The sequence below is a fragment of the Desulfovibrio sp. genome (assembly GCF_018379785.1).
Lineage (GTDB): Bacteria > Desulfobacterota > Desulfovibrionia > Desulfovibrionales > Desulfovibrionaceae > Desulfovibrio.
Window position 1 is genome coordinate 13,153 of sequence record NZ_JAGZUV010000035.1, and the last position, 16,591, is coordinate 29,743.

A 16,591-nucleotide genomic window follows, 5' to 3' on the forward strand; every position below is an offset into this window, starting at 1 on the left:
CCTCCATGTATCATTATAAGGAGGAGTGGCCAACTGCCGGACTCCTCTCCTTAAACTTTGAATCCCAGGCGCAACTGCCAGACCTTGCGCCAGTTCTTGATCATCAGTATCGCGGCCAGGGCCAGATAGACCTGGGCGTAGAAATAATGCAGACGCAACGGGTCGTGGGCCAGGCCCAGCATAGCTTCCAACTGGGCGTCGTACAAGGGCGACAACAACTGGGCCGCGAAGAGCACCAGCAGCCAGAAGGCCTCACGCACGTGCAGACGCAGATCCAGCAGCAGGGCCACCGCGAAGATGGACTGCCCGGCGGTCAGTAATATTTCCTGGAACTGGTGAGTGTCAAGGTTTATGGAGGGAGAAAGTCCGCCCGAGGACACCGCGTACACGCCGGGGATCATGCCCACCAGCAGGGTCCATTGATTGAGCTTGGAGGAGAGCAGGCTGCCCAGGGCCAGTCCGGCGTTGCCCCGGAAGGCGAACATCAGGGCCACGATAAATTCCGGCGCTTCCGAGGCGATGGGCGCAAGCCACTGCACCAGCAGGAATTCATTGACGCCCAGCAGCTTGCCGCTGGCCACCAGGCTTTCGCTGAACGGTTCGGCATTGCAGAGAATCACCAGGGCGGCGAAGAGGAAAATGGCGATCACGGTCCGCAGCCGCTTCTTCTTGGGCAGCTGGGCCAGCACGGCGGCCGGGCCTTCGGGTTCCTCCTCCTCGCAGGGACGGCGGGCGATGATCCAGATGTACCAGGCGTAAATGGCCAGAAAAACCACGCCGTCCACCCAGGTCAGCGAGCCCTTGAGCGGGATCAGCAGGGCGTAGAGGGTCGCCAGGCCCAGAAAAAGCACGTCCGTGCGCTTGTCGTCGTGCAGGGCCACGGCCGAATGGTAGCGCCCGGCGAAAATCAGCACGATGGCCGACCAACCCACGCCGATGAGCAGCCGGTTGGCTCCGGTCATGTTGGCGATGGCGTAGTGGGAATAGGCGCTTTCCGGGTGCTGGCCCGCCATCCAGGTGAAGTACATATCCACCGCGTATTCCGGCAGCACGGCGATAAAGGCCACCACGGCCACGGCCACGGCCTGGGGAATGTCCAGCTGGGCTACTTCACAGGCCCAGGTCAGCAGGAAGGAAGCCCCCAGAATAGCCATGCCCGAAAGCACGGCCACCCAGATCGGTGAAAGGTCGGGATGCGCGAAACGCAGGGCCAGGCCCGGCACTGTGAGCACTATTGCCAGAATGTAGGGGCGCAGAGCGCGGAGTGACATGGCGTCTCCTTGGGCAAAAGATGTACGGTCCGGGGCGCGGGCCGGAAAACAAAAAAAGACCCTGGCATTGCTGCCAAGGTCTCACTTATCGGCGTAGCCGACGACGGCACCAGACCAATAAGGTCATGCTGTTGATGCCGTCCAGGTTTCGGGAACCTAGTTACTCCCCTTGAGTGGAAAGAATGTATCCATGGCCGCCGGAGCTGTCAAGCGGGCTTTGTCTTCGTTTCAGGGTAATCGAATGAACGCCTCAATCGTCGGGTATTCATTTGTTTCCATGTATGTGTCTTTCTTCCCCATTCCGGCGAACGCAGCCGACACAGTCGGCAAGTGAGCGGGGAGCTGGTTTTGCGGAAATTTTGCAAAATTGGCGATTTTTTCGTGAGGGCAAGGCAGCGGCGCGGTTTCGAGCGGAGACCGACCGGAAGGCGGCCCAAAGGGCCGTGCCCGTTGGCGAGTAGAGCGAGCCTTACGGGCATCGCGAGCAGAGCTGTGCTCAAGTACGCGAGCATCAAAAACTCACCGATAACGCCGCCCGTACGGAAAAGGCGGATTTTGTAAAATAACCGCAACGGAATAGAAAGCTTAGCAGAAGAGCATTTCTCTCTTTCGCTCTGCAAAAGATTATCCTGGTCCTCTTTTACTCCTCATTGGGCGGCTCGATGGGGTCCGGGCCCTTTTTCCGTTCCAGCCATTCCTTGCGCAGGGTGATGAACAGGGAGAGCGCGGTCAGGGCGATGAAGAACCAGCAAATGGGCGTGCTCCAGAGAATGCAGACATCGCCGTGGGAAATGAGCAGGGAGCGGCGCAGATTGTCCTCAAAGAGCGGGCCGAGGATGAAGGCCACCAGAAAGGGCGCTTCCGCGATGTGGTTTTTGCCCATGTACATGCTCACCAGGCCCATGCAGAGCAGCACCAGGATGTCGAAGGCGTTGTTGTTGATGGAGAACGCGCCGAACAGGCAGATGCAGAGGATGGCCGGAAACAGGACCATTCGGGGCGCTCTGGTGATCTTGTCGGCACCGCGCAGGCAGAAAAAGCCGGAGATCAGCAGAAAGAGAGAACTCAGGATGATGCCGAAGTAGAGCGCGTACACCAGGGGCAGATTTTCTTCGAAGAGCAGAGGGCCGGGCGTGATGTTGTGCATCATGAACGCGCCGAGCATCACGGCCGTGACGATGTCGCCGGGCACGCCCAGCGAGAGCAGGGGAATCAGGGTGGCTCCGCAGACGCCGTTGTTCCCGGACTCGGCGGCGGCGATGCCTTCCAGTTCGCCCTTGCCGAAATTGGCCGCGCGTTTGGAGTAGCGGCGGGCCTCGCTGTAGGACAGGTAGGCTGCGGGCGCGCCGCCGATGCCGGGAATGGCCCCCATGACCACGCCGATGAGGCTGCCCCGGAAAATGGAGGTGAAGCAGCGTTTGAAATCCGCCCAGGTCAGGCGGCTGTGCCCCATGTCCGCCTGGATGGCGGGCGGCGGGGTCGGCGAGGTGGCCTTGATGATTTCGGGGATGGCGAACAGGCCGATGAGCAGGGGAATGAAGCTGAAGCCCGCCATCAGATTCACGTCGTTGAAGGTCATCCTGCCGGTGCCGAAGACGATGTCCATGCCCACGCTGGCCAGCAGCAGGCCGAAACAGGCCGAGATGAGCCCCTTGAGCAGGGACGCGCCGGACAGCCCGGCCACAATGGTCAGGGAAAAGCAGATCAGGGAAAAGAATTCCGCCGGTCCGAAGCGCAGGGCGAAGCTGGCGATCATGCCGGTGCAGAAAATCAGGGCCAGATTGGACACCATGTCCGCGAAGCAGGAGGAGTACAAGGCCATGTACAGGGCCTGTCCCGCCTTGCCCTGCCGGGCCAGGGGATAGCCGTCCAGCACGGTGCAGGCGGCCGCCGCCGTGCCCGGCGTGCGGATCAGGATGGCGGAAATGGAGCCTCCGTACATGGAGCCCTTGTAGATGCCCAGCAAAAGCATCAGGGAGGTGATGGGAGGCATGTAAAAGGTGAAGGGCAGGGCCAGAGTCACGGCCATGGCCCCGGTCAGTCCGGGCAGGGCTCCGATGATCACGCCGCCGAGCATGCCGCCGAACAGGGCGAGGATGTTTTCCACGGAGGCGATGAGGTGCAGTCCTTGTTGCAGTGCTTCAAGCATGGGCGTCTCCTGGGGACTGTTGCTAAATCGGTTCTTTTGCCTTCCAACTTCGGTGCAACGGTTGAAGCGAGTGCCATTGGGAATACATTTTTTTGTAAAAAGCCTGTTTTCCTCTCTGGAAAGGCAAAACTCCACAATTTGGAAGCAGTCCCTAAAGCTGTTTACACTGATGGTTGTCGTGTGCCGTATGCTGTTTTGCGGCGCGGAGTATGCTGAATTCCGCGCGGAGCGATGGAACCTTTGACATTGCGCCGTACCGGGGCGGGCGCGCCGGTTTTCAGAGAAAGGATTGCAGAATGCCCAAAGGAACCGGCACGGCGGCGATGCGGACGAAAAAGACGTAAAGCGCGGCGGTAAGGATGCAGTCCACCAGCAGCAGGCGCAGCCAGTTGCGTTCGCCGCAGAGCCGGGCAAAGGCCGCGTACAGAATAAAGCTGCCCAGCACCATGCCCACGTCGTCAATGAAGAAGTAAAAGAGAAAGAGCAGCCCGAAGGCCAGAAGGGTGTGAATCAATGCGCCCCAGTTCCGGGGCTCGGCTTTGTCCCGGTTTGCGGGCGGCGTAGCGGCGTGGCGCAGCCGTAGATGCTTCAGGACCGCGTTGGCCGTGAGCAGCAGCGAGGCGCCCAGGCCCGCCAGGGCGATCCAGGAAGGATAGGCCGCCGGGGAAAGCTGGCCGGGGTCATGGGAACGGGGAACCTCGATGCCCAGAGGGATAAGTACGAAATAGACCATGCAGAAAAATGCCGTGAGCGTCAGCCCCAGGATCAGATCTTGCCGTACCGTCGCGTGCATGTGGCCTCCTTGGGCGGCGGGGAGGGGGCTCCTCCCCGCGCGGCGTCCGGAATATGTCGGAAGAAGGTCAGGCCGGAAATTTTCCGCCGTGAAAGTTATGTCATTGGATGATCAGGCCCAGGGCCCGGCCCAGTTGTTCGAACTTCCGCACCTGGGCCCGCACAAAGGCTTCGGTTTCGGCCGGGGACAGGATATCGGGGATGGCTCCCATGTTTTCCGTGGGTTCCAGCCATTCCTTGTTGCTCTTGACGGCCTGCAGGGCCTGTACCCATTTGTCCACGGCTTCCTGGGGCATGCCCTTGATGCCGTACAGGGCGTTCCAGCCCAGAATGTTTTCCAGTTCAGGAAAACCGGCCTCGCGCACGGTGGGAATATCCGGATACTTGGGCAGGCGCTTGTCCGTGGTCACGGCCAGGGCGCGCAGCTTGCCGCCTTCGCCGAGCTGGTCAAAGGCCGCCGCCAGATTGATGGCCCCGAAGTCCACATGCCCGCCCAGAATGGCGTTCTTGCCCGCCGCGTCGCTCTGGAAGGGCACGCTCACCGCGCCGTCCTTGCCCAGGCCCACGGCGTGCAGCAGCATATAGGAGGCGATTTCCTGAATGTTCAGGGCTCCGGCCGTGCTGAAGGTCAGCTTGCCGGGATTGGCCCTGATGGCGTCGGCCAGGTCCCGCAGCGTCTTGTAGGGCGAATCCCTGTGGACCACGACCACCAGGGGATTGAGGTCCAGCAGGCCCAGGAAGACAAAACTGTCCCACTTGTACTGGATGGTCTTGTTCAGCGCCGGGATGATGGCGGCGTTGGCAACGCGGCCGATGAGCAAGGTCTGGCCGTCGGGCTTGCTGCGGAAGGCCACGGTGGTGCCCAGCACACCGGCGGCGCCGGGCTTGTTGACCACGACCACGGGCTTGGCGAAGTCGTTCTTGACGGCGTTGGCCAGAATGCGGGCCGCCAGATCGCCCGCGCCGCCCGCGCCGAAGGGGCAGATGATGGAAATGGGACCCTTGGGGTATTCGGCATGGGCCGTGCCCGTGAAACAGAGCGCCAGCAGGGCTAAAGCCAGAATGCGTGTGAATCGGTGCGACATGACGGTTCTCCTTTACGGCTGGTTTTATTCTGATCCACCCCCCGGTTCATTCCGGGGATGGCTTCCGTGCAAATTGAGAACGGCTTACTGTTCCCGCAAAAAATACAGGCCCTCGGCCACGGGGCGAAGTTCTCCGGCCGGAAATTTGAAGCCGCTGTCCAGATCCACCGCCGTCACCGCCGCCGTGGAAGTGAAGAGCTCTGCCGGGATGGACAGGGGCGCGCCCACGGCGTCGGGACCGGCCATATACAGGGCGATGCTCTCGCCGTTTTGGCGGGTCCGGAGCCAGCGGCTCTCGGCTTCCATCTTCTCCGCAGGGCCGATGTTTCCCCGGCCCTCGTTGAGCGCGGCGTGCAGATGGCCGATGACCCTGGCGGCCCGCCGGGGATTGCAGGTCTGGTCCAGCACGCCGTTGCGCACGAAATAGCCCCGGTCGATATCCGTAAGAGCGTCGGCAAAAACCGTGACGCCCGTGCCCGCGGCGCAGAACAGGGCCTCGGCCGTGCGTTGCGCCGCCCATGTGTCGTCGCGCACGGCCTCGGCCGGATTGAAGCCGGTCAGGCGCAGATGCAGGGAGGCGGGCAGGCCGCGCGCGGCACAGGTTTTGTGGGCAAATGCCGTGAGCGCGGGGAGGTCGTCGTGGCTCATGGCCCGGAACACCAGTCCCGCGTCTTCCAACCCCCGGAGCGCGGCCATGCGGGCGATTCTGTCCCCGTCTCCCACGGTGAATCCGTGGTTCATGACGTGAAAATAGCGGCCGTCAGGCGCGCGGTTCTCCTCATGCTCCCACATCCGGCTGAGCAGGATGGGCAGCTTCAGTTCGCGTCGCAATTCGCGTAGCCCGGCGGCAAGCCGCGCCAGTTCCTGCTCACGGAAGCTGATTTCCCAGCCGGAGAGCAGGGCGGCGTTGTCCTGAATGAGCTTTGCGTCGCGCGGCGTGGGCAGGCCGTAGGAGTAGAGGGTGAAGGTCTGCCCCAGCGGCAGGAGGTCGCGTATGCGCCGCCGTGCCTCGGCGTCGCGCAGGTCCTGGAGGGGGATGCGCAGATGGCGCACGCCCATTTCCCAGAGCGCCAGCAGGGGGTAGTCGTTACGGACCTGCTTTCTGTCGAATTCATCCAGCGCGCCGCTGGGCGGGATGCCCACGGCTTCGGCCCAGCTCTGGCGCAGATCAAAGCCCAGGGCCGCGTAACGGTTGCGGGCGGGCGCGACCGGAGTCACGCTCATGGGCGGCGTTTCCAGCGGGTCGTCCGGGGCCGCGCACGCGCCGTAGGTCCGGACCATTTCACAGAGGTGCCCGCGCTCGTGCACGTGCACCAGAAAATAGCCCAGCTTGGCCGCGTCATTGCGCCCGGCTTCGGTTTCCTCCAGGGCGGGCGGGGCCTTGAACATTTCGCTGTAGTCCTGGCGCACAAAGGAAGTGGAGGGCAGGAGATAGTGCCTGGTGGCGCCTTCGTTCAGATACCAGAAATTATGGACGTGCCCGGCGAACAGGCCTTCCACGCCGCAACGGGCCATCAGCTCAAGCAGCCGGCCGCGCTCCGGCTCCGCGATATTGTCGTAATGCTCGGCCTCGTCCGTTTCGCAGAGAAAGGGCGGGTAATGGGTGCAGATGAAAATCCGTTGTCCGGCGTGGGCAAGAAGGTCGTCCTCCAGCCAGCGTTTCTGCTCCGCTTCGGCGGGCAGGCCGCTGTTCATCAACTGCGCGTTGATGACCACCATATGGATGCCGTTGTGGTCAAAGGAATAATAGTCGTCGCCGAAGGTTGCCCGCCAGAGCCGGATATAGTCTTCCGTGATGGCGCCCGCCGGAGCCCAGGGCATGGGCTTGTCGCCGATGTCGTGATTGCCGGGGGTGAGATGGAGAGGGGCGTTCAGCTCCCTGACCTGGGCGTGGAAACGCGCGGCCGCTCCGGCATACAGCTCCTTGACGGCGGGAACCGGGTGGATCAGGTCGCCCAGATGGACCACAAAGGCCACATCCCGCCGGTTCAGATCGCGGACCACATGGCGCATGCGCCTGTTGGCCAGCTTGTTGACCGGGAAGGGCGAATTGCAGTCCAGTTCGTCCTGATTGAGATGTGAATCAGCAATAACGGCAAATATAAAAAGCCGTTTTCCCAAGTCCTGAGGCTGCATGCTGTATCCTCCCTGCGGGTTGGGCCGTGGCGCGCCGCCGGTGGCGGCGGGGTAGCGCAAAAACCGCATTTTCCGCGCTACGGTCTCCACGCCTGTTACGGCAGCACAGGCGTGAAATCTCAGTAGGAGCGGAAGAGCTTTCTGCCGGGAACGCAGAAACTCTGCCGGTATTCGTAAGGTATTTCGTTGTAGGAACAGGAAAGCATTTCAAGAAAAAGAACAGGGGAGCTTTCAGGCAGTTGCAGCACGGCGGCCACTTCCGGCGAGGCGTTGGCGGCGCAGCACAATTCACTGGCCGACATGGTGGGCGTGCCGTAATCCTTTTCAATGATCAGGGTCAGGGCCTCGCTTTCAAAGCGGCGCGGGTCCGTGCGCGCCAGTTCCGGAAAGCGCGCGGCCTCGAAATAGGAATGCACCAGCACAAAAGGCCGCTCGTCAATGGAAATGAGCCGCTCCAGCTTGAGCAGGGCCGTGCCTTCCGCCAGTTGCAGATAGCGACAGATGAAGTCCCGCCCCGGTTCCGTGGAGGAGCGCAGAAAAGTGAAGCGCCGTTCCGGATCAGGTTCGCCGAAGGCGGCGTGGGTACGGTAAAAACGGTGGTCTTTGCTGCGGATGAAGCTGCCCGCCACATAGGTGCCCTTGCCTTGCACCCGGTAGAGAAAACCGGCAATGACCAGCTCCTGCAAGGCCTTGCGCACGGTGCCGATGCTGACGCCGTGCTCCTTGGACAACCGGCTTTCCGTGGGGATCAGGTCGCCCGGCTGCCAGGCTTTGCTTTCTATCTGGCGGCGCAGGCTCTGGCTGATCCTTGCATAAGCGGGCAGATGATTGTCGGGATTGTGCCGGGATTGGACGGCTGGCTCATGGTATTGCATACGGCTTCCCTGCTCGCGGCGCTTGTCGGAAGATGCGTGGCCGGATAAAATTCATATATATGACTAGTTGACTATAACTTTGCTTACCCGCATTCCCAAAAACTTGTCAAGGCAAAAATGCGGCCCGTGAAAATTTTTTTGCCCTGCCGTGGCGGAAGCGGCCATGGCCGCCGCTTTCGACCGATCCCCGGGCCGCAACGGCGCGCGCCGCCGGGGCGTCCGCTCCCGGCCCGGTCGGTTTCGGGCGCGTCCGTGGCGGACTTGCCAGCGCGCCTGCCTGCGGCTAATAGAGAAGGTACATTCGGCCGCGTGGCGGCCTCCGGGAAGCACGCTTTCCGGTCTTCAAGCGTCCGGAGCATTGCACATGCCAATGCTCTATTGAGATGTGCCGCCGTTCTTCGGAATCCGGGCGGCGCGAGAGGAGCCAGTAGTGAATATTACCTGCCCGCAGTGCGGCTTCAGCCGAGAACTGCCCGCCGACCGCCTGCCCGCGCGCGCTGTCATTGCCACCTGCCCCAAATGCGCCTGCCGCTTCCGCTTTTCGCCCGAGGGCGGGGTGCTGGAAACCCTTGACGCGCCCGCGCCGCGCGACGGGGCCGCTACGGCGGGCATGGCCGGACAGGATGACCCCCTGCCGCCCGGCGCCATTGTGCCGGGCCGCCAAGTACGGGAAGAAGAGCCGGAGCATGACGCGAGCGAAGCGGAGGGCAAGCGCCGGGAGCCGCGAGGCGAAGACGGCGGCGCATCCGCCGGCCGCCCGGATGCCGCGCCGGAACAGGAGGAGGAAGAAGACATCCGCCGGACGGCCAGCCGGGCCTACGCCCGTGAGGCCGCCCGCCTGCGGGAGCCGGAGCGGGATGCGGACCCCCATGCGGAGCATGACTATGAGGCCAATCCTTGGGAGACGGCACCCGGACATGACGGCTGGCTGGCTTCCTTTTATCAGACGGTCATGCGGGTCATGTTCGCCGCGCCGCGCTTTTTCGGTTCGCTCAACCCGGAAGCCCCGCAACTGCGGGCCCTGTGTTTCTATCTTATCGTCTGCGTGGTGCAGACGGTGGTGGAGCGTTTCTGGGGCGGCGTACTGCTGGCGATCATGGCTCCCAGCGCGGCCACGGACCCGCAACTGGAAAAAATGCTGGCTCTCCTGGCCCCGCAGAGCAATCTGGCTATGACCCTGCTGCTGCGCACGGCCATGCTGGTTCTGCAACTCTATGTTTTCAGCGGCCTGACCCATCTGGCCTACCGTTTTGTGGCGCCGGACCGGGCCAGCTTTCCTCTGGTTTTCCAGGTCATGGTCTACAGTTCGGCCCCGGCGCTGCTCTGCGTCATTCCGGCGCTGGGCTCCCTGGCGGGCATGATCTGGGGGCTCGCCTGCATGGCCGTGGGCTGCCGCGCGGCCCTGCGCCTGAACTGGCCGCAGACCCTGCTGGGTTTTGTGCCTGTCTGCATGGTGATGGGGCCCATGATTCTTCAATTGCTGTACGCGGTCCAACCCTGAGGCAATGGGCATGGCCCGGTTGTGGCGGCGAATCCGCTTTCTCTGGCATGAATTTCGCAAGCGTCGGAAATATGGCGCGGCGATCCGGCCCGAGGGCATCCGTGCCCAGGCCGAGGAACTGGGGCATCTGGCGGAACTTGCCGGCAGAAGCGTGCCCCTGGCCGGACCGGAGGCGCGCCAACTGGCGGAACTGGCGCAGGCCATGGCGCGCCTTGCCGACATGACCCGCACGGCGGATTTCTGCCGCCTGTCGGCCGACAGACGCCTTGCCCTCTACGACAACCTGCGCGACGCGCGGGAAAAATTGCTCGCCTCCATTCAGAAGGCGCGCCTAGCCTCGGAGAAACCGCAATGAAATCGTTGCCGCGGCGCGTATGCCCCTGGCTGCCGGGCTTGTTTCCGGTCCTGGCCCTGGTTCTGGCCTTTGCCGCCGGTTGCGCCAGCACTCCGGACGACAGCCGTTCCTCCATCTCCCTGGCCGGAGATTTCAGCACGCCTTTCCAGATCCAGATCGACAATTTTGTGCGCCGCCAGCCGCCCGCCGTCTATGTGTCCCCGCGCGGCCCGGCCGGGCACCGCCCGCGCGCGCTTTTCGTGCCCCTGCGCGCCGTGCAGCAGATCACCAATGCCGTGACCTTCAGCGACATGCTTTCGCGCCAGGTCTGGCAGATCTGGCTTTCGCTCAATGCTTTCGAGGCCCTGGAATACGCGCCCGAAGCCGGTCCCTTTGAACGCTCGCGCGCTCTGGCCCTGGCCCGGCAGCGCGGCGCGGAACTTCTGGTGGGCGGCTATATCAATCACTACATGGACGGCGGCAGCGGCGGCGACAGCTCCCTGTCCCTGGCGATTGAAGTGTATGACGTGAAGACCGGCACGCAGCTCTGGTCTCTGGCCCAGGGCGGCATGATGGAAGCCCGCCAGGTGCACGATTTTTATCTCTTTTCCATCAAGGAACGCAATCCGGCGGACCCGTCGGGGCTTATTGCGCGCTCTCTGGCCTGGGATATGGGCAGGGTGGTGCTGGCCTGGGTGGACCCGGCCGCCGCGCGTGAGCGCGGTTCCTCGTGGGGCAGCGTGTTCGGCCGGAAGGCGTTTTAGGGGAGGATGGTTTCAGGCTCGCAGATGTGATTTTTCTGCATGATGTCACTGTTGTTGTGATGCCGTCAGAAGGCTTTTGCCCGCGTTGATGTAGACGTTTTTGGCCTGTACGCCGCCGCCTGAGGCGATGTCCTATTGGGTGGCCGAGGCCAGGTAGAGATGCGGCACAAGCACCTTCCGGCCCATGTGCTCTTCTTCTTCTTCTTCTTCTTCTTCTTCTTCTTCCAGTCAGATGATGTCCTGGGTCAGGGCCGCTACCAGGGTCGGGGTGAGGGTCATATAAGATAGAAATCCTTATTGGGAATTATTTATTGTACTAAGACAAAAAAATCTGTTTCCTCAAAATATTAAACTCCCCATTTATATCCGCAGAATGAAGTATTTTCATGACATTTTCCTTATCTTCAACTAAAAAAATTGGTATAAACATATGCCGATAAGAATATTTTTTCCCATATTAATACAGCGATAACCAGGCATGATAAATATATAGATAATATTTTATCATCTATTTCAATTTCATCATGCATAACTATAATTTTTTTTGTTTAATATGTTCTAGATCGCATAATGTGCATCATTTAAAGCATCCCAATTCCATCCAAATGCTGGGGATTTAAATTGCTTGTTAAGGAAATAAAATAGATTCTTCTTAGTTTTTATAGTATGTTGTACAAAACAAAATACTGTTGATGCATACGACACTTTTTGGGGGCGCTGTACGAAATAAAAAAGATTCTCTGCTTTCATATCTGTATTTTTTTATAGGTATAGTGTAATAATGAATTACATAATACATTTATAGCGTTATTAATAATAAAAAATAACAATATATATTTTAAATAAAGTGCTAATTGTTAGAAGTTAGGCATGATGCATGATCCGAACCGTAAAAGAGACCCATATTCGTAAGCATGAGGTTGGTTTCAATATTCTGACTGATTCTTCATTTCCCATTTTTTACGAGCTTCATTCAAACTGCATGAATTTACACCTCCTGCATAGTCAGGATTTCTTGATTGAAAGAGATCATCTTCCCATAAGCATATTTTACATATTTCATATGAACCATACTCAGACAGGGTACGCTCTCCACAACATGGACATTTTAATAGTTCACTAGTAGAATTGATCATTCTTTTTTACCATTTTTATAATCCATTCTAAAAGAGGAATGTCAAAAGTACTAAAGCGCCAATACATCGTTTTTTTTAAATGCACTGGAAGATTGTTATACCAGTTTAAGTCGTCTCCATCTGCACATGGATTGTAAAAATAGAAAGATACTCTCACACCTGGATTAATCTCTCCTATAGGGTCAGGTGCCGGGCTTGATTCAGTTTGCGCTAATATTTGTGCAACCAATATATAGTGAGGGTATTCTTTATTAAACCGTTTTACTACATCATATGCCAGTGTAAAAGAAGCTGCAATATAATCTTCTTTTTTGACTCCAGTCTCGTCAATGTCAATATGTCGTAGTAAGTCTTGATGATACTGCCATAATCTTACTTTATTAGTATCTTTTGATTCAAATAGCCCTTTTGCTGCTGCATATTCAATTGATTCTTGAAAATTGCAGTCAAATTTTTTTGCTTCTTCTGTTTTCAAAAATGCATTATGTATATAATTTAGCATCTCTCCATTCATTTGATAAGGATATCCAAATAATGTTTTGTTTAAAGAATAGAGTATATTTTTTGATATTTCCATATTACTCTCCAAGATAATATAATCCTTTTTTGATCCCATCCATAACACCATTCATATTTAATAGCTTCTTATTTTGTGTTGCAGAAACTTGAACAAAGCCATTTCCATATTTATTTTCTATATAAAATGATCCTGTTGCTGGATTGTAGTAGTATTTATTGCTGTCGCCACGTATCTGTAGGTGTATATTCCCTAGCTCAGTTCCAGGTCTTTTATTTTCTACATCAATACGCCAGCTATTTTTTCCTGCAACTGTTATTGATTTGCCTATTTCAACACCATTTGCTCCTAATAATTGGCCATTTGTTTTGCTAGGAATAGTCGGAATTGCTTCTTTGCCGACAGACTTAATTCCCCCGGCCAGAACTCCTACCCCGACACCGAGGCCGAGATCAAGAAAGATTATGTGGCTTTGAGCAATGGAGAGGCCGGGTCTTACGAGTCCGGCCTCTCCATTGCGTCCCTGTTACCATATGAAACCGTTAGAGTTATTTCTTTAAGCCGAGGTTTTCACAAAAAACTTTAAACCATTCTTGTGGCTCATCAGTATAAAGAATTTTCATAATTTTTTCTCTATCTTCAACTGAAAAAATAGGGAAAAATCTATGTTTATTGGAATGCTTTTTCCATACTAATGCTGCAGACATGAGGCATAATAAATAGTTATAAAATACTGAATTGTTCATATTTATAGCTTCATGCATTATAACAATATTTCTTTTTTTTTCATTATCGAATCCACAAAGTGCATCTTTCAGAGCATCCCAATTCCAACCAAAAACACAAAATTTAAATTGATTATCGAGCGCATAGAATAACTCATCAGTCGTTTTTACATCCTTTTCTATAAAACAAAATGCAATTGATGAATATGATAATTTTTGGGGGTGTTGTACGAAATAAAAAAGATTCTCCATTTTCATATATATCTCACTTTACCTTAATGAAGTTAATGTAATGATCTGGTGTATAGTAGACTTCTCCATTTTTACCAAGGACAAGTCTCTGAGGGCCAGCGTTTCCAACTCCAGGAGTTCTTATGATGTATTCTGTATAATATCCGGCACCTTGCACAGGGAGCTTAGACTTGTTATTGAAAAAAGTGACTCCATCATTGCTATGCGGATCAGCTATCCCTTTTGCTATTCTATCAAGCGTCGGTTGAATATCAATTGTCGAAGGGAGTTTCACACCTGTTTGAGGATCAACATAATTGATGCCAGAAATTTTCGTACCCGCAACTGATGGCGTTTTGCCAACAGACTTAATTCCCCCGGCCAGAACTCCTACCCCGACACCGAGGCCGAGATCAAGAAAGAGTTGCGTGGCTTTGATCTCTGTCGCCAAGCCTTCCGGGGTTGTTTCTATTTGGGCGCTCTGCGACCCGCCATGGAACTTGTCGACTATAAGATATGAAGCCAGTTCCTGGGTCGCAGCCCCCATCAGCTCGCCACCAACCACATTTTTGATGATGCTTATCGGGCCCGCGCATATCGCCTGTAGCCCCATGAGGGCAACGGAAACTGTATCTTTATATGGAATAGTTTCTAAGTACTCGTAAACTTGCACCATCTGTCTAACCAAATATGACGCATCACCGGGGGTTATGTTAACCCTCAAGACTCCATTTTCTCCTTTCTGAATCTGTCCTGGAATAGAATTAGAGCCTTCTGGGGGTACAGATCCGAGGCCCGTGATAAGCCTTTGAAACTCCGGGTCGCTCATTAACTGCTCCACCTGTTCGGAAGACGCGCCGCCGCGGAGCATGGCCTGCATTGCGTCCAGGCCCGCCTGACCAAGGCCTTTGGCGTTCTCGGGCAAGGCGGTGGTAATGGCTTTCCATTCCCTGACGATCTGCTGGAGGTTTTCCCCCAAGTTTTCGACGCCTTCTATGGTTCCTGCAAAGCCGCTCGCCAGTTCTTTGATCGACGTGCTGTCCACATAGACCGTGACGCTGACTTTTTCGTTTTTAGTCAGTTCCTGGGCCTTGGCGATATCTCTGTTCAGGCCCTCCAATCCCTGGGCGGGATCAGAGCGGATAATCACCGTCCCTTGGCCCACCGTGGCGCGGTTGATCTGCTCCTGATCCGTTTTGCCGTAGTCTCCCGAAAGAGAAGCGTTCTCCAACTGGCCACCGAGGCCGATATTGGCGGAGATATTTTCCTGCTTGTTTTTATCCTGAATATCGGAATATGTCAGGCTGCCGGTGTTCAACGTCAGATTGCCGTTGTCCGCCGCGATGACCGCGCCCTTGATGTCCGTATTTTTTTCAGTGTAGATATCCAGGTCTTCTTTGGCCGTAATGCTGGTCTGGCCGTTGACCCAGGCCATGGAACCGCTGCTGGTGCCGCCGCCGATGTTCAATCCGGAGCCGTTGCTTCCGGTCACCGGTATTCCCATGATTTTGTCGGGTACAAGACCCGTAGCGTCAAAGCCGATGCTGCCGCCCAGGGACCAGGAGTTGCCGGAGCTCTGGGCCGTGTCTTGCAGACTGTGCACATTCAGATCGCGGCCCACAGCCATATCCACCGTGTTGCCCTGCACCTGCGCGCCCTTGACGTTGGTGTCGCGTCCGGAAGTGGTTTCCAGATGATTGCCCGCCGCTACCAGGGCATTGGTGTAGCTTGTGCCGCTGCTCTTGCCCTGGCTGCCGGACGCGGAGGCGGACACGCTGCCGGAAACGGCCATGCCGCTGGAGCCGAAGCCCACGCTCACGTTCACGCCGCCCGAGGCGGATGAGGCGGATTGTTTGCTGTCGTAGGTATTGGTGGCTGCGACGATGTTCAGGTCACGGCCAGCCCCCAAGGCCATGTCATGACCGGCCTGCACACGGCCGCCTTCAATAGTGGTGTCCCGCCCGCTGACGGCCTCAAGGTCGCGCCCGGCCAGCAGCGTGGAGGGGGAAGCCGTGCTTGAGGATGAGGAAGATTTTTGCCGGGACGTGGAACCGCCGACAGACAATGACGCGCTGACCACCTGAAAGATGGAATTATAGACGCTGGTGACGGCTTTCAGCCCGGCGCCGGCGGCGGTGACGCCCTGATATCCCAGACCGCCCTGACCGCTTCCCATGGCTTGCGGCAGATCGGCCACAGCCTGCACGGCGGAAGAAACATTCTGCTGCAAGGAAAGCGTGATTCCGGCCTGCACATCCTTCCGCCAGGCCGATGCGCTCTGGGAATCCTGACCGGCAAGCATGTTCCAGTCGCGCCCGGTGTTCAGGTTCACATCACGTGCGGCTTCCATGTGCGACGCTATCTGGTTGATGTCGCGCCCGGCCGTTATGGAGATATCGTTGCCTGCCTGTACCAGGCTGCCCGCATTCTGGGCCGCGTTCTGTTTGCTGCCCTTGGCCGTGCTCTGGTAGCCGAGACTGAGACTGGCCCCGCTGGAACTCAGCGCCGCGCCTATGCCGACTTCACTCTTTTTGCTGGACTCAAACGCATATGACGTATCATTGCCGGGAAGCAGGTTGACGTCGCGCCCGGATTGTATCTGGACGTTGTTGCCGGCGGAAATCAACGATCCCACGGAGGTAACGTCATGTTGGGCCGACATTGTGATATCTTCTCCCGCCATAATGGCGGAACCAATATTTTTACCGACGCCGTCGCCTTTTTGCTTTTGTTTGCTGCTGGCAAATGAAATTCCCGAGCTGCCGCCGAAAATCCCTGCCCGGGATGAGCTGGATTTATAGTATGACGATTGCGTGTTCTGCGCGGCATCAAGAAGGATATTCCCCTTTTCAGCGTTCAGTTGCACATTCCGCGAGGCAAAAATATTGCTCGCTGTGGCAGTAATATCGTTACCGGCAGAAATTTTTACATTTTCTCCGCTCAAGGTGGACCCGACCTGGGTAACAGAGGATTTTTCCTCCTTCTTGGAAGAGGAACTGAGGCCCAGCGCGCCCACGGTGGACTTGGTGTGGCTGAAATAGGAACTGTTCTGTGCCGAGGCCACGTTGACGTTGC

The 16,591-nt window shown here is 57.1% G+C and carries 14 protein-coding genes; 3 read left to right on the forward strand and 11 right to left on the reverse strand.

The window, feature by feature from the left end:
- Positions 1–50 precede the first annotated feature (50 nt).
- From KH208_RS09000 to KH208_RS09025, 6 genes are all read right to left on the reverse strand, one after another.
- A complete protein-coding gene (locus KH208_RS09000; RefSeq protein WP_291435622.1) occupies positions 51–1,271 on the reverse strand; it encodes a sodium:calcium antiporter in 1,221 nt (406 codons plus the stop codon).
- Positions 1,272–1,911: 640 nt separating this feature from the next.
- Positions 1,912–3,420: a tripartite tricarboxylate transporter permease gene (locus KH208_RS09005; RefSeq protein WP_291435624.1), complete on the reverse strand. Its 1,509-nt coding sequence runs from the start codon at positions 3,418–3,420 to the stop codon at positions 1,912–1,914.
- Between the two features lie 277 nt (positions 3,421–3,697).
- Positions 3,698–4,213 carry a tripartite tricarboxylate transporter TctB family protein gene (locus KH208_RS09010; RefSeq protein WP_291435626.1) on the reverse strand — a complete coding sequence of 172 codons (516 nt, stop codon included), beginning with the start codon at positions 4,211–4,213 and terminating at the stop codon, positions 3,698–3,700.
- A 100-nt stretch (positions 4,214–4,313) separates the two neighbouring features.
- Positions 4,314–5,297, reverse strand: a complete 984-nt coding sequence (locus tag KH208_RS09015; RefSeq protein WP_291435628.1) for a tripartite tricarboxylate transporter substrate binding protein — start codon at positions 5,295–5,297, stop codon at positions 4,314–4,316.
- 84 nt (positions 5,298–5,381) lie between these two features.
- Positions 5,382–7,433: a metallophosphoesterase gene (locus KH208_RS09020; RefSeq protein ID WP_291435630.1), complete on the reverse strand. Its 2,052-nt coding sequence runs from the start codon at positions 7,431–7,433 to the stop codon at positions 5,382–5,384.
- A gap of 119 nt (positions 7,434–7,552) precedes the next feature.
- Positions 7,553–8,308, reverse strand: coding sequence for a GntR family transcriptional regulator (locus tag KH208_RS09025; protein WP_291435632.1), 756 nt, complete (start codon positions 8,306–8,308; stop codon positions 7,553–7,555).
- Positions 8,309–8,738: 430 nt separating this feature from the next.
- Here KH208_RS09025 and KH208_RS09030 point away from each other — a divergent pair, with 430 nt between their 5' ends.
- From KH208_RS09030 to KH208_RS09040, 3 genes are read left to right on the forward strand one after another with little or no spacing between them, the layout of a single operon-like run.
- Entirely contained in the window at positions 8,739–9,809 is a 1,071-nt protein-coding gene (locus tag KH208_RS09030; protein ID WP_291435633.1) for a zinc-ribbon domain-containing protein, read from the forward strand.
- Between the two features lie 10 nt (positions 9,810–9,819).
- On the forward strand, positions 9,820–10,164 hold the full coding sequence (locus tag KH208_RS09035) for a hypothetical protein (RefSeq protein WP_291435634.1): 345 nt from the start codon (positions 9,820–9,822) through the stop codon (positions 10,162–10,164).
- A complete protein-coding gene (locus KH208_RS09040) occupies positions 10,161–10,907 on the forward strand; it encodes a hypothetical protein (protein ID WP_291435636.1) in 747 nt (248 codons plus the stop codon). Before KH208_RS09035 ends, KH208_RS09040 begins: the two co-directional genes overlap by 4 nt.
- 558 nt (positions 10,908–11,465) lie before the next feature.
- Here the strand turns inward: KH208_RS09040 and KH208_RS15540 are convergent.
- From KH208_RS15540 to KH208_RS09055, 5 genes are all read right to left on the reverse strand, one after another.
- Complete coding sequence (locus KH208_RS15540) at positions 11,466–11,657, reverse strand: barstar family protein (RefSeq protein ID WP_367114954.1); 192 nt, start codon at positions 11,655–11,657, stop codon at positions 11,466–11,468.
- Between the two features lie 176 nt (positions 11,658–11,833).
- Entirely contained in the window at positions 11,834–12,043 is a 210-nt protein-coding gene (locus KH208_RS15545) for a CPCC family cysteine-rich protein (protein ID WP_367114955.1), read from the reverse strand.
- The gene (locus KH208_RS09045; RefSeq protein WP_291435637.1) at positions 12,027–12,620 is read right to left on the reverse strand and encodes a hypothetical protein; all 594 of its coding nucleotides are present in this window, start codon (positions 12,618–12,620) and stop codon (positions 12,027–12,029) included. The genes KH208_RS15545 and KH208_RS09045 overlap by 17 nt, the downstream gene beginning before the upstream one ends.
- Before the next feature lie 488 nt (positions 12,621–13,108).
- Positions 13,109–13,543, reverse strand: coding sequence for a barstar family protein (locus tag KH208_RS09050; protein WP_291435638.1), 435 nt, complete (start codon positions 13,541–13,543; stop codon positions 13,109–13,111).
- Positions 13,544–13,550: 7 nt separating this feature from the next.
- On the reverse strand, positions 13,551–16,591 hold a 3,041-nt coding region (locus KH208_RS09055), incomplete at its 5' end, for a hemagglutinin repeat-containing protein (RefSeq protein WP_291435639.1).